At 68.0% G+C, this 19,850-nt stretch carries 20 protein-coding genes; 14 read left to right on the top strand and 6 right to left on the bottom strand.

The features are described 5' to 3' along the window. Positions 1 to 28 precede the first annotated feature (28 nt). From murA to N4R40_RS04005, 4 genes are read left to right on the top strand one after another with little or no spacing between them, the layout of a single operon-like run. Positions 29 to 1,405, top strand: coding sequence for a UDP-N-acetylglucosamine 1-carboxyvinyltransferase (gene murA, locus N4R40_RS03990; protein WP_261606063.1), 1,377 nt, complete (start codon positions 29 to 31; stop codon positions 1,403 to 1,405). A 5-nt stretch (positions 1,406 to 1,410) separates the two neighbouring features. Further along, positions 1,411 to 2,175, top strand: a complete 765-nt coding sequence (locus tag N4R40_RS03995) for a lysophospholipid acyltransferase family protein (protein ID WP_407665826.1) — start codon at positions 1,411 to 1,413, stop codon at positions 2,173 to 2,175. Then, a complete protein-coding gene (locus N4R40_RS04000; protein WP_261606065.1) occupies positions 2,165 to 3,292 on the top strand; it encodes an NAD(P)H-dependent glycerol-3-phosphate dehydrogenase in 1,128 nt (375 codons plus the stop codon). Before N4R40_RS03995 ends, N4R40_RS04000 begins: the two co-directional genes overlap by 11 nt. Continuing rightward, positions 3,198 to 4,280 carry a D-alanine--D-alanine ligase family protein gene (locus N4R40_RS04005; RefSeq protein WP_261606066.1) on the top strand — a complete coding sequence of 361 codons (1,083 nt, stop codon included), beginning with the start codon at positions 3,198 to 3,200 and terminating at the stop codon, positions 4,278 to 4,280. The genes N4R40_RS04000 and N4R40_RS04005 overlap by 95 nt, the downstream gene beginning before the upstream one ends. 7 nt (positions 4,281 to 4,287) lie before the next feature. On the opposite strand, the gene N4R40_RS04010 is transcribed toward N4R40_RS04005, so the two are convergent. Beyond that, positions 4,288 to 4,758: a DUF3515 domain-containing protein gene (locus N4R40_RS04010; RefSeq protein WP_261606067.1), complete on the bottom strand. Its 471-nt coding sequence runs from the start codon at positions 4,756 to 4,758 to the stop codon at positions 4,288 to 4,290. 22 nt (positions 4,759 to 4,780) lie between these two features. Between N4R40_RS04010 and thiL the strand changes: the two genes are divergently transcribed. Beyond that, positions 4,781 to 5,764, top strand: coding sequence for a thiamine-phosphate kinase (gene thiL / locus N4R40_RS04015; RefSeq protein WP_261606068.1), 984 nt, complete (start codon positions 4,781 to 4,783; stop codon positions 5,762 to 5,764). Between the two features lies 1 nt (position 5,765). Here the strand turns inward: thiL and rsmD are convergent, their stop codons facing one another. Continuing rightward, a complete protein-coding gene (gene rsmD, locus N4R40_RS04020; protein ID WP_261606069.1) occupies positions 5,766 to 6,323 on the bottom strand; it encodes a 16S rRNA (guanine(966)-N(2))-methyltransferase RsmD in 558 nt (185 codons plus the stop codon). Continuing rightward, positions 6,320 to 6,898 (bottom strand): 1-acyl-sn-glycerol-3-phosphate acyltransferase, encoded by a 579-nt coding sequence (locus N4R40_RS04025; protein WP_261606070.1) that lies wholly within the window; start codon positions 6,896 to 6,898, stop codon positions 6,320 to 6,322. Before N4R40_RS04025 ends, rsmD begins: the two co-directional genes overlap by 4 nt. Before the next feature lie 30 nt (positions 6,899 to 6,928). Here N4R40_RS04025 and N4R40_RS04030 point away from each other — a divergent pair, with 30 nt between their 5' ends. The 6 genes from N4R40_RS04030 (at position 6,929) to mutM (ending at position 12,023) form a co-directional block, all read left to right on the top strand. Continuing rightward, positions 6,929 to 9,094 (top strand): ATP-dependent DNA helicase RecG, encoded by a 2,166-nt coding sequence (locus tag N4R40_RS04030; RefSeq protein WP_261606071.1) that lies wholly within the window; start codon positions 6,929 to 6,931, stop codon positions 9,092 to 9,094. Between the two features lie 9 nt (positions 9,095 to 9,103). Beyond that, entirely contained in the window at positions 9,104 to 9,598 is a 495-nt protein-coding gene (gene coaD / locus N4R40_RS04035; protein ID WP_261606072.1) for a pantetheine-phosphate adenylyltransferase, read from the top strand. Between the two features lie 69 nt (positions 9,599 to 9,667). Then, a complete protein-coding gene (locus tag N4R40_RS04040; protein WP_261606073.1) occupies positions 9,668 to 10,216 on the top strand; it encodes a YceD family protein in 549 nt (182 codons plus the stop codon). Positions 10,217 to 10,218: 2 nt separating this feature from the next. Beyond that, positions 10,219 to 10,428 (top strand): 50S ribosomal protein L32, encoded by a 210-nt coding sequence (rpmF, locus tag N4R40_RS04045; protein ID WP_100810879.1) that lies wholly within the window; start codon positions 10,219 to 10,221, stop codon positions 10,426 to 10,428. 16 nt (positions 10,429 to 10,444) lie between these two features. Beyond that, positions 10,445 to 11,137 carry a ribonuclease III gene (gene rnc / locus N4R40_RS04050; RefSeq protein ID WP_261606074.1) on the top strand — a complete coding sequence of 231 codons (693 nt, stop codon included), beginning with the start codon at positions 10,445 to 10,447 and terminating at the stop codon, positions 11,135 to 11,137. Continuing rightward, on the top strand, positions 11,130 to 12,023 hold the full coding sequence (gene mutM, locus N4R40_RS04055; protein WP_261606075.1) for a bifunctional DNA-formamidopyrimidine glycosylase/DNA-(apurinic or apyrimidinic site) lyase: 894 nt from the start codon (positions 11,130 to 11,132) through the stop codon (positions 12,021 to 12,023). The genes rnc and mutM overlap by 8 nt, the downstream gene beginning before the upstream one ends. A 12-nt stretch (positions 12,024 to 12,035) precedes the next feature. Here the strand turns inward: mutM and N4R40_RS04060 are convergent, their stop codons facing one another. From N4R40_RS04060 to N4R40_RS04070, 3 genes are read right to left on the bottom strand one after another with little or no spacing between them, the layout of a single operon-like run. Next, the gene (locus N4R40_RS04060; protein WP_261606076.1) at positions 12,036 to 13,109 is read right to left on the bottom strand and encodes a GNAT family N-acetyltransferase; all 1,074 of its coding nucleotides are present in this window, start codon (positions 13,107 to 13,109) and stop codon (positions 12,036 to 12,038) included. After that, positions 13,106 to 14,206: a GNAT family N-acetyltransferase gene (locus N4R40_RS04065; protein ID WP_261606077.1), complete on the bottom strand. Its 1,101-nt coding sequence runs from the start codon at positions 14,204 to 14,206 to the stop codon at positions 13,106 to 13,108. Before N4R40_RS04065 ends, N4R40_RS04060 begins: the two co-directional genes overlap by 4 nt. A gap of 39 nt (positions 14,207 to 14,245) precedes the next feature. Next, positions 14,246 to 14,509, bottom strand: coding sequence for a hypothetical protein (locus N4R40_RS04070; RefSeq protein WP_261606078.1), 264 nt, complete (start codon positions 14,507 to 14,509; stop codon positions 14,246 to 14,248). 369 nt (positions 14,510 to 14,878) lie between these two features. On the opposite strand from N4R40_RS04070, the gene smc reads away from it, so the two are divergent. From smc to N4R40_RS04085, 3 genes are read left to right on the top strand one after another with little or no spacing between them, the layout of a single operon-like run. Beyond that, the gene (smc, locus tag N4R40_RS04075; protein ID WP_261606218.1) at positions 14,879 to 18,388 is read left to right on the top strand and encodes a chromosome segregation protein SMC; all 3,510 of its coding nucleotides are present in this window, start codon (positions 14,879 to 14,881) and stop codon (positions 18,386 to 18,388) included. A gap of 31 nt (positions 18,389 to 18,419) precedes the next feature. Next, positions 18,420 to 19,292, top strand: a complete 873-nt coding sequence (gene ftsY / locus N4R40_RS04080; protein ID WP_261606079.1) for a signal recognition particle-docking protein FtsY — start codon at positions 18,420 to 18,422, stop codon at positions 19,290 to 19,292. Positions 19,293 to 19,348: 56 nt separating this feature from the next. After that, positions 19,349 to 19,849: a DUF2004 domain-containing protein gene (locus tag N4R40_RS04085; RefSeq protein ID WP_261606080.1), complete on the top strand. Its 501-nt coding sequence runs from the start codon at positions 19,349 to 19,351 to the stop codon at positions 19,847 to 19,849. Position 19,850 lies beyond the last annotated feature (1 nt).

Raw genomic sequence — 19,850 nt, forward strand, 5'->3', positions numbered from 1 at the left:
TCCTCGAGTAACAAGTGAGGTTCCCTCGATGAATACCCTTCTCAGCGAGTCGGCATCGCCCCAGCCCGGCTCGGGCGGCAACGTGTCGCCCGGTCAAGCGCTCACGATCCGTGGCGGGCGTCCGCTCACCGGGCGTGTCGAGGTCAAGGGCGCGAAGAACCTCGCCACCAAGGCGATGGTCGCCGCACTCCTCGGCGGTACCGAGAGTGTGTTGCGCGATGTCCCCGACATCAGCGACGTGCACGTCGTGCGCTCGTTGCTCGAGGTGCACGGTGTGACAGTCGAAGACGACGGCGAGGGTGTGCTGCGGCTCGACCCGAGCGGCGCCGTGTCGGCGCACTTCGAGGAAATCGACGCGCACGCGGGGGCATCCCGCATCCCGATCCTGTTCTGTGGGCCGTTGCTGCACCTTCTGGGTCAGGCCTTCATCCCCGACCTCGGTGGATGCCGGATCGGCGATCGCCCGATCGACTTCCACCTCGATGCGCTGCGTGCGTTCGGCGCGACCGTCGAGAAGCTCCCGAGCGGCATTCGCCTCTCCGCGCCGGCGGAGGGACTGACCGGGGCCGACATCGAGCTCCCGTACCCGAGCGTCGGCGCAACCGAACAGGTCCTGCTCACGGCCGTCCGCGCGAAGGGCACGACGGAACTGCGCAACGCCGCGATCGAGCCCGAGATCATGGATCTCATCGCCGTCCTGCAGAAAATGGGCGCGATCATCTCCTACGAGCCCAACCGGGTCATCTTCATCGAGGGCGTCGATTCGCTTCGTGGCTACGACCACCGGTGCATCTTCGACCGGAACGAAGCAGCATCCTGGGCCTGCGCGGCGCTCGCCACCGACGGCGACATTTTCGTCGGGGGCGCGAAGCAGCAGGAGATGCTCACCTTTCTCAACGTCTTCCGCAAAGCCGGTGGCGACTTCGACATCGCGGAGGACGGCATCCGCTTCCGTCGGGGTGGCCCGCTCAAGCCGGTCGTCGTCGAGACCGATGTGCACCCCGGATTCATGACGGACTGGCAGCAGCCGCTGATCGTCGCGCTCACGCAGGCCGAGGGCACCTCGATCGTCCACGAGACGGTGTACGAGAACCGCTTGGGCTTCACGCGAGCGCTCGTCCAGATGGGCGCCGACATCGTCGTGCACCCGGAGGGCATCGCGAGCGCCGATCGTCGCGTGCCGCGCCGCGAACTCGAGCAGGCCGCCGTCATCAACGGCCCGACGCCTCTGCACGGCGCCGATGTCGTCGTTCCCGATCTCCGCGGAGGGTACTCCTACGTGATCGCCGCACTGACGGCGGAAGGCACCTCCACGGTGCGCAACGTCGACATCATCCGCCGCGGATACGAGAAGTTCCTCGACAAGCTGACCGACGTCGGCGCCGACTTCGACGTCGTCGGGTGACCGGAGTGTCGAAGTCTCCACGCCGACAGATCTCGCCCGAGAAGTCCCGGCCGACGGTGTTCTGGCCACTCGCGGCGGTCGTCGTCCCGGTGACGGGCTGGTTCGCGAAGATCGAGATCACGGGCGCGGAACACCTTCCCGTCGAAGGACCGTATGTCCTGGCCCCCAACCACTACAGCGAGTTCGACCCGCTGATCATCGCCGTCGCAACGTGGCGGCTGGGGCGCGCGCCCCGGTTCATGGCAAAAGAAAGCCTGTTCCGCGTCCCGGTCCTGGGATGGGCGTTGCGCGCCACGGGCATGGTCCCGGTCGCACGGTCATCCTCGGCCGCGGCGGCGAAGCAGACTCTCAAGCAGTCCGAATCTCTCGTGGAGCACGGGCGCGGGGTCATCGTCTACCCCGAGGGCACGCTCACCCGGGACCCCGACATGTGGCCGATGCGCGGGAAGACAGGCGCCGTGCGCCTGGCGGTCGCCGGCGACATCCCGGTGATCCCGGTCGCGACGTGGGGCGTCGATCGGATCATGCCCCGCTACGGCAAGCTGCGCTTCTGGCCGCCCCGAAAGCGCGTGCAGGTGCGTCTCGGCCCCGCGAGCGATCTGTCCGCCTTCCGGGGAACGACGGGACCGGCGAAACTCGTGGCCGCGACCGACGTCGTCATGGCGGACGTGTCGGCTCTGCTCGGCGAACTCCGCGGGCTCACCCCACCGGCCGAGCGATGGAATCCGTCTGCGCACGGACAGAAGGAAACGGGTCGCCTTGAACCGTAGAGCCGATTCCGCGCTGCCGCGGGTCGCTGTCATCGGTGCCGGAAGCTGGGGCACGACATTCGGCAAGGTGCTCGCCGACGGTGGCGCACACGTCGTGATGTGGGCGCGCCGCGCCGAGCTCGCCCAGGAGATCCAGGAAGGCAAGCGCAACAGCGAGTACCTTCCGGGAATCAACCTCCCACGCACGATGTCGGCGACGACGCACCTGTCCGAAGCGCTCGACGGTGCCAGCCAGATCTATCTGGCGATCTCCAGTCAAGCCCTCAGGCAGAATCTCAAGGCGGTACGGCCCCTCGTCGCCCAGTCGGACGCGCCGATCATTTCGCTCATGAAGGGCGTGGAGAAGCGCACCGGCCTGCGGATGAGTCAGGTCATCGAGCAAGAACTGCACTGCGATCCCGCACGCATCGCGGTCGCGTCCGGCCCCAACCTCGCGCTCGAGATCGCCCGTGAGCAGCCGACGGCGGCCGTCATCTCCTCGACGAGCCGGGAGACGGCCGAAGCCGTCGCACTCCGTTCCCGGAACGCGTACTTCCGGACGTTCGTCAACACCGATGTCATCGGTACCGAGTTCGGCGGCGTGCTGAAGAACCTCATCGCCGTCGCGATCGGCATCGTCGACGGGGTCGGGTACGGCGAGAACACGAAAGCATCCATCATCACGCGCGGCCTCGTCGAGATGACCGACTTCGCGGTCGCCCAAGGCGCGCAGCCCGAAACCCTCCAGGGACTCGCCGGGCTCGGCGACCTGATCGCGACCTGCCAATCGCCGCTCAGTCGCAACAACACGGCCGGGCGTCTGCTCGGGCAGGGCTACAGCTTCCAGGATGTCGTCAAGCAGATGAACCAGACGGCAGAGGGCCTGGCATCCGTCGCGCCGATCCTGCAGCTCGCGCGCGAGGCGGGGGTGCACATGCCCATCGTCGAGCAGGTGAAGATGGTGCTGGACGGCACGATGAATCCGCGTGACATCGCACCGCACCTGACGACGGACGACAAGCCCAAGGGCGAGAGGACCCAGAATGGACAAGATGGCGGTGGCGGTGCTCTTCGGCGGTCGCTCCAGCGAACACTCGATCAGTTCCGCAACGGCCGGGGGCGTACTGCGCGCGATTGATCGCGAGCGGTTCGACGTGATCCCGATCGGGATCACCCGTGACGGAGCCTTCATTCTGGAGGACGACGATCCGGACAAGTTCGCGTTGGCCCCCGGACACCTGCCGGAAGTGAGCGACAACGACACCCGGATCATCTGGCCTGACTCGGCGTGTTCACGGGAGATCAAGGTCGCGGACGCCGACGGCGTGCGCTCCCTGGGAGACATCGACGTGGTCTTCCCGATCTTGCACGGCCGCTTCGGCGAGGACGGCACGATCCAGGGTTTCCTGGAGCTGCTGGACCTTCCCTATGTCGGAGCCGGGCTGCTGATGTCCGCAATCGGGATGGACAAGCACACGACCAAGAGCATCCTGCGCTCGGCGGGGGTTCCGGTCGTCCCCTGGGTCACCGTGACGCAGCGCGGCCTCGGCCGTGACCGCGAGTTGTGGGAGCGCCGCATCCGCGCGCTCGGGCTGCCGGTCTTCGTCAAGCCCGCGCGCGCCGGATCGAGTGTCGGTGTCTCGAAAGTCTCGGACTGGAGTGAGCTCGACGCCGCGCTGGCGACCGCATTCGCCGAAGACCGGACGGTGCTGGTCGAGCAGGCGGTGACCGGACGCGAGGTCGAGTGCGGCGTGCTCGCCGGGCGCGACGGGGGAGCCCCCCGGGTCAGCGTGGCGGGCGAGATCGTGATCACGGGACGTGACTTCTACGATTTCGACGCGAAGTATCAGGGTGCCGCCGGCATCGACCTCGTGTGCCCCGCGGACCTCGGCGACGGCGAACTCGCGGAGATGCAACGCATCGCGGCACGCGCGTTCGAGGCTGTCGGCGGCGAAGGCCTCGCCCGCGTCGACTTCTTCTTCACCGGCACGGAATTCTTCGTCAACGAGGTCAACACGATGCCGGGCTTCACTCCGATCTCGATGTTCCCGACGTGCTGGATCGCCTCCGGTATGACGTACGAAGAGCTCCTCAGCGAGTTGATCGATCTCGCGGACGTGCGCTGACTCCCCGTCAGCTCGTGGGGCGCTCCGTGCAGATGCTGCCGTCCGCGGGAAGCTGCTGCACGGCCGTTCCGAGAGCATCCAGCACGGTCCGGGCACTCACCACGTCGTAGTCCAGGTAGACCTCGACCGCGGGGGTGCGCCCGAAGCTCGTGAACCGATAGTTCGGCGCCTCGGAGTCGTCGATGAGCCAGTCGACACCACCCGCGCTCTGGCACGGGAGAGTGGAGGGCCCGGGGGCGGCCACGCCGCACGTCAGGAGCACCGTCGTCGGTGTTCCCCAGGCACCCGTGGCCTGTGCGTCCGTCCACCGGCGCGACTGGCCGTCGACGCTGTCCGGGAGCCTGACCGTCACGGCCGCGCAACCCGGATCATTCGACTCGGATGCCGGCGTCATCGCGACGGTCGTGCTGCAGCCGGTGAGACTCGCCGCGAGGACGGCGGCGGCCAGGAGGGGCACGGAGGCGCGCAGTCGGAACACCTGTCCAGGCTACCGTGGAGGCATGGAGACCGAGCGCGAGCAGACCGTGGGTGACCTGTCCGAGCGGGCGCTCCTGGCCCGCATCCTCGCCGCCGTCGGCGATGCATCGCAAGCGGAGGTCGGTCCCGGTGACGATGCCGCCGTCCTCGCGGTCCCGGACGGTCGGGTCGTCCTGACGACGGACACGCTCGTGCACGGTCCGGACTTCCGCCTGGCCTGGTCGACGGGATATGACCTGGGGGTCAAGGCCGCAGCCGTGAACCTCGCCGATGTCGCCGCGATGGGCGCGCGGCCGACGGCCTTGCTCGTCGCGCTCGCACTGCCCGATGCGCTCCCCGTCGCCTTCGTCGACGAGCTCGCCCGCGGGCTCCGGGCGGCGTGCGACCGGCTCGCGCCGGGGTGCGCCATCGAGGGCGGCGATCTGACGGCCTCCGACACGCTCACGATCGCGGTGACCGCGGTGGGCGTGTTGGACGGCTTGGCGCCGGTGTTGCGCTCGGGGGCGCGCCCCGGCGACGTCGTCGCCGTCGTGGGTGAGCTCGGTGCGGCGGCGCGAGGTCTCGCGATCCTGTTCGACCGCTTCCGGACGCCTGACGGGACTCCGCTGGCGGTGGATGCGGCTTTGCTCGACGCGACGGAGCGCGCGGACCTCGACGCCCAGCTGCGCCCGAACCCACCGATCGGCCTGGGACCGGTCGCTGCGCGCGCCGGCGCGAGCGCACTCATGGATGTCTCGGACGGCCTTCTGCTCGATGCGACGCGCATGGCGGAGGCCTCGCATGTCACGATCGCGTTCGACGGACCGTTGGATGATCATGCGTTGCGCGGCGGCGAAGACCACGCGCTGTTGGCGTGCTTCCCGCCGACCGTGCGAATCCCCGACGGGTTCGTCCGGCTCGGTGTGGTGGCGGGTCCCGGAGATGCCGCCGTCACCGTGGGGGGCATCCCGGCTTCCGGGCGCGGTGGCTGGGATCCCTACCGCGACTGGGACGCGCACCGGGGCTGAGTCAGTCGGCGAACGCCCACCAGAGTGTCGTGTCGCCGTAGGTCTTCGACCGCTCGATCGTGAGCCCGGGGGGCATCACGGGCTCGGGAGACCGTGATGACCGTTCGATGATCACGGCGGCGCCCGCGCGCAATCGCGGACGCAGGAGCGTAAGCGTCGCGGCGATGTCGCTGTCCGAGATGTCGTAGGGCGGATCCAGGAAGACCAGATCGAACCCGATCGTCGTGCTTCGCAGGAACGCATCGGCACTCGTCCGATGTACGCGGATTGTGGCATCCGGTACCGCACGGCCCACGGCGCGCGCGTTGCGGTCGGCCACGCCAGCAGCTCGTGGCGACTTCTCCACGAGGTCGGCCTGCACCGCACCGCGGCTGACCGCCTCGAGCGCGAGCGCACCGGATCCTGCGTAGAGATCGAGGACGCCGGCATCCTGAATCAGGTCCGCGGACTCCAGGGCGCCGAACAGTGACTCGCGCACGCGGTCGCTCGTCGGGCGCGTCCCGGCATCCGGAACGACGAGAGTCAACGACCCGGCACGCCCGGCAATGATCCTGGTCACGGCCGTGCAGTGCTCTCGTCGCGGAGGCGCGGCTCCGTGCGCAGGTGGGGACGCAGGCCCGCCTTGTCAGCGTAGAAGGCGCGGATGCGGTCCATATCGCCCGCGACGTCTCCGGTCAGTTCGATCGTCGGCCCCAGACCGCTCGTCATCGTCGTGCGATCCACGTAGCCGAGGGTGACCGGCATGCCGGTCTCTCGGGCGATCCGGTAGAAGCCGCTCTTCCAGTGCGTGTTGCCTCCGCGGGTGCCGTCCGGGGTCACGACGAGCCCGAAGACGTCGCCCGCGTGGACGCCCGCGACGACCTCGGAGACAACCTGTCCGGCGTCCGCGCGATCCACCGCGATCCCGCCGAGTCCGCGCATGATCGGTCCGCGCCACCCGGCGAAGAGGCTCTCCTTTCCGAGCCAGCGGATGGGAATCCCCAACCGCCACGAGATCGCGAGCATCAGCACGAAGTCCCAGTTCGACGTGTGGGGTGCGCCGATGAGGATCGTGGGGCGCGTGGGGGCCGGCTCGGTGCGCAGCTGCCAGCGACTGAGGGCCCAGTACACACGGGCGAGAGTTCGGCGGATCACCTTGTCACCCTACGTCCCTAGACTCGTCACATGCCCGCCGTGACCCTGGAGACACGCCTGGAGGGTGTCGTGGGCGGCAAGACCGCGACCGCTCTGTCGCGGGCCTTCGGCATGGCGACCGTCGGCGACCTGGTCGACCACTACCCGCGCCGCTACGCGAGACGGGGCGAGTTGACCCCGATCGCCTCGCTGCCGCTGGGGGAGCAGGTCACGATCGTGGCCGAGGTCCGCAGCGTCTCGACCCGACCGATGCGTCAGCGCAAAGGCATGCTGCTGGAAGTCGTCATCAGCGATGGAGCGGGAGTGCTCAGTCTCACGTTCTTCAATCAGCCGTGGCGCCAGAACGAACTGGTCGTCGGTCGGCAGGGCATCTTCTCCGGCAAGGTCGGCGCGTTCAAGGGACACCTGCAGTTCGCGCATCCCGACTACCAGCTCTTCGATGATGAGGATGCTGCCCGACTCACCGCCGTCGCGCACCAGAACGAGCCGATTCCGATCTATCCGGCCACCAGCACCGTCACCAGTTGGCAGATCGCCCAGACGATGAAAGTCGTCCTCGACGTGCTCGGAGAGGTCCCCGATCCGCTCCCGGACGAGTTCCGCCGTGCGCACGGTCTGTTGGATGCCCGCACCGCGATCGAGCGAATTCACCGCCCTGATCTTCCCGAGCAGATCGAGCCGGCCCGCGACACCCTGCGCATGCACGAAGCCTTCGTTCTGCAAGCGGCCCTCCTGCAACAGCGCCAATTCGTGCGCGCGATGGCGGCGACCAGCCGTCCCGCGGGCGATGTCCTGGCCCGGTTCGACGCCGCACTGCCGTTCGCATTGACGCCCGATCAGGCGGTCGTCGGAGAGCGCGTCGCGGCCGATCTCGAGGGGGAGTGGCCGATGAACCGCCTCGTGCAGGGCGAGGTGGGATCGGGGAAGACCCTCGTTGCGCTCCGCGCGATGCTGCAGGTCGCGCAGTCCGGGGGGCAGAGCGCGCTGATCGCGCCGACGGAAGTGCTCGCGGGCCAGCATCTGCGCTCGATCGCGAGGATGCTGGGACCTCAGCTCGCACCGGAACTCATGCCGACCCTCCTCACCGGTCAGCAGCCCGCCGCGGAGCGACGTAAGGCCGCCCTGCGTGTCGCCGCCGGGCAGGCGCGGATCGTCGTGGGCACCCACGCCCTGTTGAGCGAGTCGACGACATTCGCCGACCTGGGGCTCGTGGTCGTCGACGAACAGCACCGGTTCGGCGTCGAGCAGCGCGAGAGCCTCCGCGCCAAGGGCACCGCACCCCACGTGCTGGTGCTGACGGCGACCCCGATTCCGCGTACCGTGGCGATGACGGTGTTCGGTGATCTCGATGTGTCGACGATCCGCTCGCTCCCCGGCGGCCGCGCGGGCATCACGACTCATGTCGCACCGCTTGCGGAGAAGCCCGCGTGGTTCGGGCGAGTGTGGGAGCGTGTCGCCGAAGAAGCCGCCGAAGGCCATCAGGCCTTCATCGTGTGCGCCGCGATCGACGCGGAGGCGACGACGAAGGCGGGGGTCGAACCGGGTCCCGATGCGCCGGTGCTCGAAGGGGAGCAAGAACGTACGCGGTGGGGTGTCGTGCAGGTCCATGCGTTGCTGGCCGATCATCCGGCCTATGCGGGCATCCGCGTCGAAATGCTCCACGGCAAGATGCCGGGTGATCAGAAGGACACCACGATGCAGGCCTTCGCCCGAGGCGAGATCGACGTCCTTGTCGCGACGACCGTCGTCGAGGTCGGCGTCGACGTCGCGAACGCGTCGGCGATGGTGATCCTCGAAGCCGACCGGTTCGGCGTCTCGCAGTTGCATCAGTTGCGAGGACGCGTCGGTCGGGGTGCGGTTCCCGGCATCTGCCTTCTCGTGACCGAAGCGCAGGCAGGCACGCCGGCCCGTTCGCGCGTCGAAGCGGTCGCATCGACCACCGACGGATTCGCGCTGGCCGAAGTCGACCTCGAGCTGCGCGGCGAGGGCGATGTCCTCGGCGACGCGCAGTCGGGTGTTCGCTCGTCGCTGCGCCTGCTCCGCGTCGTCACCGACGCCGATCTCATCGCTGTGGCCCGGGCGGCTGCCGAGCGCGTGCTCTCAGACGACCCGGCGCTCATGAGCCATCCCGGGCTCGCCGCATCCATCAGCCGCCGCGTCGGTCAGCAGGAGCGCGCTGCCCTCGCCAAAAACTAGGATGGACGCATGAGCAACCGCATTGCCGTGGTTCCCGGTTCGTTCGACCCTCCGACACTCGGACACCTCGATGTGATCCGACGCGCGGCGGCGCTCTATGACGAGCTCCACGTGCTGGTCGTGCACAATCCCGGCAAAGAGGCCATGTTGCCCATCGCTCAACGACTCACGCTGTTGGAGCAGTCGATCGCGGAAGAGGGCATCGAAGGCAACGTGGTCGTCGCGTCCTGGAGTATGGGTCTGCTCGTCGACTACGCGGAGGACGTCGGAGCCGGTGTTCTGGTGAAGGGCATCCGCTCGCAAGTCGATGTCGCGTACGAAACGCCGATGGCGATCGTGAACCGTCACCTTGCCCACATCGAGACCGTCTTCCTGCTGCCCGATCCGACGCACGCCCTGGTCTCGAGCTCGCTCGTGCGTCAGGTCGCCGGACTCGGTGGCGATGTGACGCCGTTCGTCCCGGGACCCGTCGCCCGATTCCTTGCGTCAGGCCCTGAGCGCTGAGACGCCCGGAGCGCCGGGCCTTCGCCAGTCGGCGGACGCTAACATGGCGTAGTGGTCAGAAGAAGGCATGTGAGCGGTCCGTTCATCTATCCCGTGCGAGACATCGTCGGGCATCCGGGGGAGATGCGCGAGTTCGAGAGCACGATCGACGCTCCGGAGAAGTGGGGCGAAGGATTGGTGGCGGTCCGGGAGGGTGAGCCGCTCGACCTTTCGGTGCGCCTGGAGTCGGTGCATGAGGGAATTCTGGTCACGGCCGAGATCGCGACCGAGTATGCCGGAGTCTGCGGTCGGTGCCTCATCGACATCGTCCAGCCGCTGGAAGTCGAGTTTCAGGAACTCTTCGGGTATCCTGGGGAGGAAGTGACGGACTTCGACGTTCAAGACGACCACGTGGATCTTGAAAGTCTGGTCAGGGATTCGATCGTCCTGTCGCTTCCGTTCCAGCCGGTGTGTCAGCCGGATTGCCCCGGCCTTGATCCGGCCACGGGCGACAAGTTGACCGAAACCGCCGAGCCGGAGATCCCGATCGACGAGCGCTGGGCCGCGCTAAAGGCCCTCACCCCAGACCCAGAGGACGAGGCCCCGCGCCACGTCACCTCCAACACAGAGAAGAGCTAGCCATGGCAGGTAACCCCCCGAAGCGGAAGGTCTCCCGCTCCAACACTCGTTCGCGTCGCGCGCAGTGGAAGGCCGAGCCGATCGCGCTCGTCAAGACCGTCGAGAACGGCAAGGTCGTCTACAGCCGCCCGCACCAGGCGAAGGTCGTCACCGACTCGCAGGGCACCGAGCTGTTCCTTGAGTACAAGGGCCGCAAGGTCGCCGACGTCTGATCATCGCGGCACAGCCGTGACGGATATCTCTGCTGAGCACGCGGTGCTCACCGACAAGCTCGGGGTCGACATCGACCCCGAGCTTCTGTCGCTTGCGCTGACACACCGGTCGTACGCGTATGAGAACGGGGGGCTTGCCCACAACGAGCGCCTCGAGTTCCTGGGCGATTCGATCCTCGGTCAGGCGGTCACCGTCCATCTCTTCACCACCCATCCGGGCCTGGATGAGGGCTCCCTGGCGAAGCGCCGCGCGAGCGTCGTGTCCACCGTCGCCCTTGCCGAAGTGGCGCGCACGATCGGGTTGGGCGCGCACATCCGCCTCGGACGTGGCGAAGATCAGACCGGCGGGCGCGACAAGGACTCGATCCTCGCCGACACGATGGAAGCTGTCATCGGTGCAGCGTTCCTTTCAGCGGGAGCAGAAGCGTCCGGCGCGCTCGTGTTGCGTCTCGTCGCGCCGCTCATGGCGGACCCGGAACGGTACGGGGCGGCGATGGATCCGAAGACCAGCCTGCAGGAACGGGCGGCTCAACTGGGCATGTCGCCGCCGGTCTACACCGTGATAGCCGAGGGCCCCGACCACAACCGTATGTTCACGGCGACTGTCGCGGTCAGCGAGGTCGAGCGCTCCGGCGTGGGCTCCAGCAAGAAGCAGGCGGAGATGGCCGCGGCCCTCGCCGTCTGGCACGCTCTGTCTGACCGTGCCTGAACTCCCCGAAGTCGAGGTCGTCCGCGCAGGGCTCGACCCCGCTGTCACGGGGGGCACCGTGACCGGCGTCACGGTGCTCGATCAACGTGCGCTCACGCGGCATCTCGGCGGCGGATCGCATTTCGAAGCGACACTCACGGGTCGCCGATTCGTCGGTGCCGCTCGTCGGGGCAAATTTCTCTGGCTGCCCATCGAGGGGGAGGACGAGTCGCTTCTCGTCCATCTGGGGATGAGCGGTCAGATGCTGCTGCGCGCTCCGGGCGCCGCGAGGGAGCGACACGAACGCATCCGGTTGGACATCGTCCACCCCCTGCACGGAGACCTGGCGATCGTGTTCGCCGATCAACGCACGTTCGGCTCGCTCGCGATCGACGCCCTCGTCGCGACGGCCGACGGAGCGGCGGGGGGATGGGGAACAGACGCGGCGACGGTGCCACAGCAGGTCGCCCATATCGCCCGCGATCCACTCGATCCTGCGTTCGACGAGGATGCCTTCTCGGCGCGAGTGCGGCGAAAGGCATCCGGCATCAAGCGGGTCCTCCTGGATCAGACGGTCACGAGCGGCATCGGCAACATCTATGCCGATGAGGCCCTGTGGGCCGCGCGCATCCACCCGGAGACGCCCGCAGCGTCACTGACGTCGAGTGCAGTCACCCGCATCCTCCTGGAGGTGCGGGCCGTGCTCGAGAAGGCCCTCGCCGAGGGCGGAACCAGTTTCGACGCCCAATACGTCAACGTCAACGGGCAAGCGGGATACTTCGCTCATTCGCTGAACGCGTACGGCCGGCAGGGCGCGCCGTGCCCGCGCTGCGGGACTCCGATCGTGCGGGAGAGCTTCATGAACCGCGGCTCGCACTACTGCCCGAAGTGCCAGCGGCAGCGGTGAGGGCACGTCCCGTCACAGGCGTCGCTCCCACGCCCCCGCGACGGTGAGGGGAGTGAAACCGATCCGCTCGTTCACGTCGAGCATCGGCCGATTCTCCTCCGCGTTGAACGTGGAGATGAACGGCGACTCGGGTACGAGTTCGCGCCATCGCAGGATGTTCGCGCATTTCACGATCGTTCCCAGTCGGTGGCCGCGGTGTCCACGCACGACGAGCGTCCCCCACTGGGACGTCGGACGGCTCCGGTCGGCGCCGATGCCGAGATCGTTGTAGGCCACGATCCGCCCGCTCGGGAGGTGCTCGACGGCGGCGACGGAAACAGTGAGCCCGGCAGCCGCGATGCGCGCGTCACGCACATCGACTCGCTCCGCATCCCAGGTCTCCTCGGTGATCGTCAGGCCGCCCGCGGGCACGTCGGTGGACATACGAGACAGGACGAACGCGAAGCTCTCCCGCAAGAGGGGCGGAGTGGGAGGGGAGAACGTCACAATGCGGTAGTCGGGCCCGGCGAACCGAATGGCTTCGTCGAGCATGGCCCGCACTCCCTCGTGCGATTCGGTCATATCCAGCCTGCTGTTGCGTTCGACCTGCGCGAGAGTGAAGCCGGCATCCAGGAATAGCCGAGTGTGGTGGTCGATCGGCACGGATCCGAAGCCGGACGGAGACGGCAGGCGCTGGTGATCGGTGTCGATCCGGTGGATCGAGTAGGTCTGCAGCGCCGAGCGCCCGAGTGCACGCGCCTCGTGCTCGAGCCGCTCCAGAAGCTGCCGCTCGATGTGACCGTCGCGGGCGTCGGGGAGGACGGCGACATCGAACTCGATCTCGGTTGCGCCGTCCTCGCACGGTGCGACGAGTTGGAGCGCTCCCACCGGGCGGCCGGAATCATCACGAGCGAGGAACCCGCGGTGCATGCGGTAGCTCTCGTCGTGCCAATCGGGAAGCATCTCCGCAGGCTCCCACCGCAGATGGTCCAGCCCGATGTCGAACATCACGGCCTGATTGAACACGGTGGCCATCTGCACGAAGGGGTGATCGCCGACGTCCAAGAGGTCGGCGGGGACGGGAACCGCGGTGATCTCCACGCTCATTCGAGAACCTTCTTCCACGCGCCCTCGTAGGCCACCGGGACGAACCCGATGGTCTCGTTCACGTCGAGCATGGGCCGGTTCTCCTCGGCGTTGTATGTGACGACCCGGCGAGACCGCGGCGCGAGAGCCGGCCATGCTCGCAGGCCGGCGCACTTGACGAGCATCCCCAGGCGATGTCCCCGGTGCTCCTTGAGGACGAGCGTGTCTTCCTGCGACGTGACCCCCTCCGGGTCGGACTGGATGGTCAACTCGTTGAAGGCGACGAGGCGGCCCGTCGCGATGTGCTGCGCGGCGGTCACTAGGGCGCGCCCTCCCTCACCCCGCACGAGCATCGCGTCGTGGCGGGCGATGCGGTCGGCGTCCCAGGGCTCCTCATCCCATTCCAGATCGGCGGCGGGAGCGTCGGTGCTCATCCGCGACTTCATCCACGCGTAGTCCTCGACGAACTCTGCCGGGGTCGGGACCTGCCACTGCACGATGCGGTATCCCTCGGCGGCGGACTGCGCCTGGGCGAAGAGCTCTTCCACGTGCGGCAAACCCGTTGTCAGATCGAACTCGCTGCGACGCTCGACCTGCGCGAGGGTATAGCCGTGGCGGAGACCGAAGCGCGCCGCGTGATCACGGGGGATCGATCCGAGCCCGGCGGGAGAATGCAGTCGCTCGCCCGGTTCTTCGGTGTGCTGCGCCCACGTCTGCAAGACGCTGCGTCCGTGGGAGCGCGCGGTCGGTTCGACGACCTCCTCGTGGACGCGCGTCCCGATTCCCTGCCCGTGGTGCGCGGCAAGGATGTCGAGGAACCAGAAGGCAGTTCGGGATCCCTCGATCTGCGGGATGTCGACGCCGAGTCGGCCGATGACCTCCCCGCCCCGACGGATGAGCCACAGGTAGCGCAGTTCGTCGGGGTCGGGAAGGAACAAGGGCGCCAGATCCTCCGGAGTCTGGGCGTCGACGTCGGAGCCCATGACCTCGCGGAGGACGGCGTTGCGCACGCGCGTCATGTCCTCGAAGTCGGCGGACAGCGCGTCACCCCCCGTGGCGGGGAGAGGGATGGGGTCAAACGATACGGCGGCGGCGGTGGTCGGACTGTCTGCGTTCATGATGTCCCGCGTGCGGGGCCTTTCTGGGAAGAAGAGGAGTCAGTACGGATGCGTGTGGCGGGCCAGGGCGAGCCAGGCTTGCTCCCGCCCGTCACGGTCGACATCGCGACGGTGATCGAGCCAGGGATCGGTATTGCCCGCGCGGTGGCGAGCGGGGCGCGTTCCCCAGAGCACGAGCCAGAGGGCTACGCGCATGGCGAGACGATCAGGCAGCGCTGTGCGCGGGGTGCGACCCGGCAATCGGAGGGTGTCGGATGGGCGGAGCGTCCCGGACCGTGCGGTCTCGGACGTGGTCGTATTCACGGTGTGCGCCTTCGGAGAAGAAGATGGATGCAGAGCACGGAGCCGCCTCAGTGATCACCGGGCGGAGCGCGGATGCCGGAGCCGGGCGGCTGTACCGGGCAGATCCGGTGAACGCCGGGATGGCGGCGGAAGAGGCAGCATCTGCGCCAAGGAGATTGCTGCCGAGCGTCGCCCGGAGGCGATGCGCGTCGCTAGGAAACGCTGGTGCGGACGGAGACGGGTCCCGTCGTACGGATGGGCGTGATCATCATCATGTCTGGGACCTCCTCTCGACGTTCTACGCGAGAAGTGACGCTAGCGCGTGGCGAGCGCCGGTGTCAAGAGGGTGCCGGTAGCGTGGGTGCCGACACCCGCATCCGAGAGGCGAGCATGCACCTGAAGAGCCTGACGCTCAAGGGCTTCAAGTCGTTCGCACAGCCGACGACGTTCGCCCTGGAACCGGGCGTCACGTGCATCGTCGGCCCGAACGGATCCGGCAAGTCCAACGTCGTCGATGCTCTCGCCTGGGTCATGGGCGAGCAAGGCGCCAAGACGCTCCGCGGCGGCAAGATGGAGGACGTCATCTTCGCCGGCACGTCGACGCGGGGCCCGCTCGGTCGCGCGGAAGTGCAGCTGACGATCGACAATGCCGACGGGGCCCTCCCGATCGAGTACAGCGAAGTGACGATCAGCCGCACCCTCTTCCGCAACGGTGCGAGCGAGTACGCCATCAACGGGCAGACGTGTCGACTCCTGGACGTCCAAGAGCTCTTGAGTGACTCCGGACTGGGCCGTGAGATGCACGTGATCGTCGGGCAGGGTCGCCTCGACAGCGTCTTGGCCGCGAGTCCCGAAGATCGGCGCGGCTTCATCGAGGAGGCCGCCGGCATCCTCAAGCATCGTCGACGCAAGGAGAAGACCCTCCGCAAGCTCGAGGCGATGGAGGCCAACCTCACTCGTCTCAGCGACCTTGCCGGTGAACTTCGCCGCCAGCTCAAGCCGCTCGGGAAGCAGGCTGAGATCGCGCGAGAAGCCGCGACGATTGCGGCTGTCGTCCGCGACGCGAAGGCGCGCCTGTACGCCGACGATCTGGTGGCGCTGCGCACCCAGTTGGCCGATCACGCGCGCAACGAGCAGGAACGCCACACCGAGAGGCTGGTGCTCCAAGACGAGTCCGATCAGCTGAAGGTGCGTATCGACACGCTTGAGACGCAGCAGCGCTCCGAGGCCGTCGATCGTGCGCGCAGCGTCACGTTCTCCCTCGCGCAGGTGCAGGAGCGCTTGCGGGGGCTGTACTCGCTGGCCGGTCAACGGCTTGCTCTTCTGGAAGACGACGGCCAGCTCGCGCTCGAAGTCGCGACGGTCGGCCAGGGCACGATCGATGAGGCCCGTGCCGAGATCGACGAGATCGGCGGAGGACTCGGTGCGGCGCAGGATGCCGCGGCAGCGGCTTCGAGGGATGTGATCCGCGCGCGGGCGGAACTCGACGCACTGGACGCGGACATCGCCGCGCAGAGCGCCCTGGTGTCCGCGCACGACATGCGTCTGAGTAAGCTTCGCGGGGCCGCGGACGCGGCGACATCACGGCTCGAGGCCGTGCGCGGTGCCGTCGAGCGTCAGCAGCGCGCGTGGGATGCCGCACTCACCCGTCGCGCCGAGGCCGAGGCGGTGCTCGCGGGTGTCGATCCGTCTCTCGTCCCCGAGGGCTCTACGGCGAAGCACGCATCCACCTACGAACGAGCGCAACGCGACGCCGCCGACGGCGAGACGCAGGTGGCCGCACTCCGCGAGCGACTGCACGCCGCCGAACGCGAGGTCGAGTCGCTCACGGCGCAGGCCGCCGCGCTCGGCCGTGCCCTCGATGTCCGCAATGCGGCAGCGGCGGTCGTCGCGCGCGGCGGACAGGGCGTACGGGGATTGATCGGTGACGCCGTGAAGGTGACGCCCGGATTCGAACCTGCCATTGCCGCGGCTCTCGGCGCGCTGGCGGAGGGTGTCCTCGTCGACGACGTCGCGGCGGCGCTCGAGGTGGCCCGCGCCGCGCGCGACGAAGACCTCGGAACGATCGACATCGCTGTGGCCGACGCCCTCGCCTCGACCGAATCACCGGTTGACATTGTCGGCGCGACTCGTGCGCGAGATGTGGTGTCGGCTCCTCCGGGGATCGTGGGCATCCTTGCTCGGGTCGTGATCGTCGATGACCTGCCGGCGGCAGTGGATGCCCGGGACCGGCTGACGGCGGGCGGTCGGACCGATGTGACGCTCGTCACTCGCGCGGGGGAGATCGTCACGACCTTCACCGTGCGCGCGGGGTCGGGATCGGGTCGGTCACGACTGGAGCTCGCGGCGGAGCGTGACGGAGCGCTGGATCGGCTCCGTGAGATCACCGTCGTGGTCGATTCGCTCCGCGAGGCTCTCGCCGACAGTCAGCAGGGGTGGGAAGAGTCGCGTCGGCGGACCCGTGAAGCTCTCACACGCCTCCGCGAGCATGATGCGGCTCTCGCCGCCCACGCGGAACAGGTCAACCGCGCGACCGTGCGGCATGAGGCAGCCGTCGCGGAGTGCGAGCGCCTCGAGAGCGGTGTGCGCCAGGCGCAGGCTGCGGTGACCGAAGCGGAGACCGCGGCGCGTGCCGCCGACGACGCGTTGACGATGGCGCGGGAAGCGCCCCGCCCCATGCTCGATGCGTCGGCGCGGGAGGGGCTGCTCGCGGCGCTGGAAACGGCGCGTGATTCGGAGATGCGCGCGCGGCTCGATGTGGAGACGCTCAAGGAGCGTGTCCGCGCCGGCGAAGCGCGCGTGGTCCAGCTCGAGCGGCAGCGTGAACGTGAGCGTGCGGCGGCGGATGAAGCGGCGCGGCGCTCGGTGATCCGGCGGGCCCAGCGTGAGATCGCGGCCGAGGTCGCGCAGACTCTGCCGCCGCTCCTGGACTCCGTCGACCGATCGGTCGCGCAGGCGCGCGTCGAATTGGAGCTCGCCGAGCAGACGCGCACCGCCGTCACGGCCGAACTCGCCCAGTTGCGCGCGCAGGACGTGAGCGTCCGCGAGCGGCTCAGCGGGCTGACGGAGAGCGTGCACGGACTCGAATTGCAGATGCATGAAAAGCGTCTGCATGTCACGAGTCTGCGGGAGCGGATCAGTTCGGAGCTCGGCCTCGACGAGAACATTCTCGTTCAGGAATATGGACCGGATCAGGTCGTCCCTGCCGATGACGGCAAGGGTGAACCCGTCGCGTTCGACCGCGCCGCGCAACGGCGCCGACTCCAGGATGCCGACCGGAAACTCGGCCAGCTGGGTCGAGTCAATCCGTTGGCACTCGAAGAGTACGCCGCTTTGGAGCAGCGGCACGCGTTCCTCACCGAGCAGCTCGCCGACCTCGTGCAGACCCGGACCGACCTCATGACGATCATCGAGGAACTCGATGAGCGGATGCAGACGATCTTCCTCGCGGCGTTCGAAGACACCCGCGTCGCCTTCGGCGAGGTGTTCCCGATTCTCTTCCCCGGCGGCACCGGCAGTATCTCGCTCACCGATCCGGAGCATCCGTTGACGACCGGTATCGAAGTGTCCGTGCGCCCGGTCGGCAAGAAGATCGAGCGGCTCTCGCTGCTCTCCGGCGGCGAGCGATCGCTCGCGGCGGTGGCGCTGCTCACGGCGATCTTCAAGGCCCGTCCCAGTCCGTTCTACATTCTCGACGAGGTGGAGGCCGCCCTCGACGACGCGAATCTCGGACGCCTGTTGGGCGTCTTCGAGCAATTGCGGGCATCGAGTCAGCTGATCGTCATCACGCATCAGAAGCGCACGATGGAGATCGCTGACGCGCTGTACGGGGTCTCCATGAGGCAGGACGGCGTCTCCGCCGTCGTCGGACAGCGCGTGCGTGAGCGCGAGACGGCGTGACCGCCCCGCCGGACGACCGTAGGCTGGAGTCATGGCGGAGAATCCCTGGTCGCTCGGTCGCGCGCTACGCGGCATGTTCGTCAAACCCACGATCGATGAGACCACGTGGGAGGACCTCGAGACGGCTCTGCTGACGGCGGATTTCGGTCCCGAGATCACCGAGCGCCTCATCGATGAGTTGCACGAGAAAGTCGACCGGTACCGGACGACGGACCCTCGGGACTTGCAGCGCATGCTCAAGGAGACGCTCGAAGAGCACTTCGCGAAGTTCGACACGACACTCCGATTGACCGAACGGCCCGCTGTCGTGCTCGTCGTCGGCGTCAACGGCGTCGGCAAGACGACGACGATCGGCAAATTCGCCAACTACCTCAAGCGGTTCGGACGCACCGTCGTCGTCGGCGCGGCCGACACGTTCCGCGCGGCCGCTGTCGATCAGCTGGCCACCTGGGCGGAGCGCGGCGGCGCGACGATCGTCCGACCCCAGCACGAGGGTCAGGACCCGGCATCCGTCGCTTATCAGACGATCGACTACGCCAAGGAGCACGGCATCGAGATCGTGCTCGTCGACACGGCCGGGCGTCTCCACACCAAGGCCGGACTGATGGATGAGCTCACCAAGATCCGCCGGGTGATCGAGAAGCAGGCGCCGATCAGCGAGGTTCTTCTCGTCCTCGACGCGACCACGGGGCAGAACGGCGTCATGCAGGCCTCGGCCTTCCTCGAGCACGCCGGCGTCACGGGGCTCGTGATCACGAAGCTGGATGGCTCGGCCAAGGGCGGGTTCGTTCTCGCCGTGCAGGAGCGCACGGGGATCCCCGTGAAGCTTCTCGGTCAGGGCGAAGGCATCGGCGATCTCACCGGTTTCACCCCGCACGTCTTCGTCTCAGCGCTCGTGGACTGACACGCCGACACGCCGTCGGGGTCGCGAAGCGGCGGCGGTGCTGGTTTCATGGGCGTATGGCGATCGAGCACGACTACTTCGGACTCTTGGAGTCTGGCCCCGACGGGTCGATCTTTTGGTCTGAGCACGTCGAGCTGGGTGATCAGCACGTCACGATCGATCTCACAGCCCCGGATCAGGACGATGTCTCCGAGGCGGCGCTCGATGTCGCCGCCGCCATGATCTCGGCGCTCGAAGCGATCGACCTGAAGTCGCGAAACGCCATGGTCACCGAACTCGACGACCGCACGAGTGAAGTGACGGAGTACCTGCTGCAGCAACAGGAAGCCCTGGGCGAGGAGATCGAGGACGTGCTCGTCGACATCTCCGGCGACGTGCACATCGACATCATCCGCTCGTTGCAGTTGGTGAGCATGACGATCCTCGCCGACGAACACGGCGGCTCGGATCCCTTCGCGGTGCTCGAGTACGCCCTCGATCCCGATGACACCGACGAAGTGCTGTTGGTGAACCTCACGAGCGACGGCGACGTGCAATCGGTGACGAGCGCGGACTGAG

It is taken from the genome of Microbacterium memoriense (assembly GCF_025398275.1).
Taxonomy (GTDB): Bacteria; Actinomycetota; Actinomycetes; order Actinomycetales; family Microbacteriaceae; genus Microbacterium; species Microbacterium memoriense.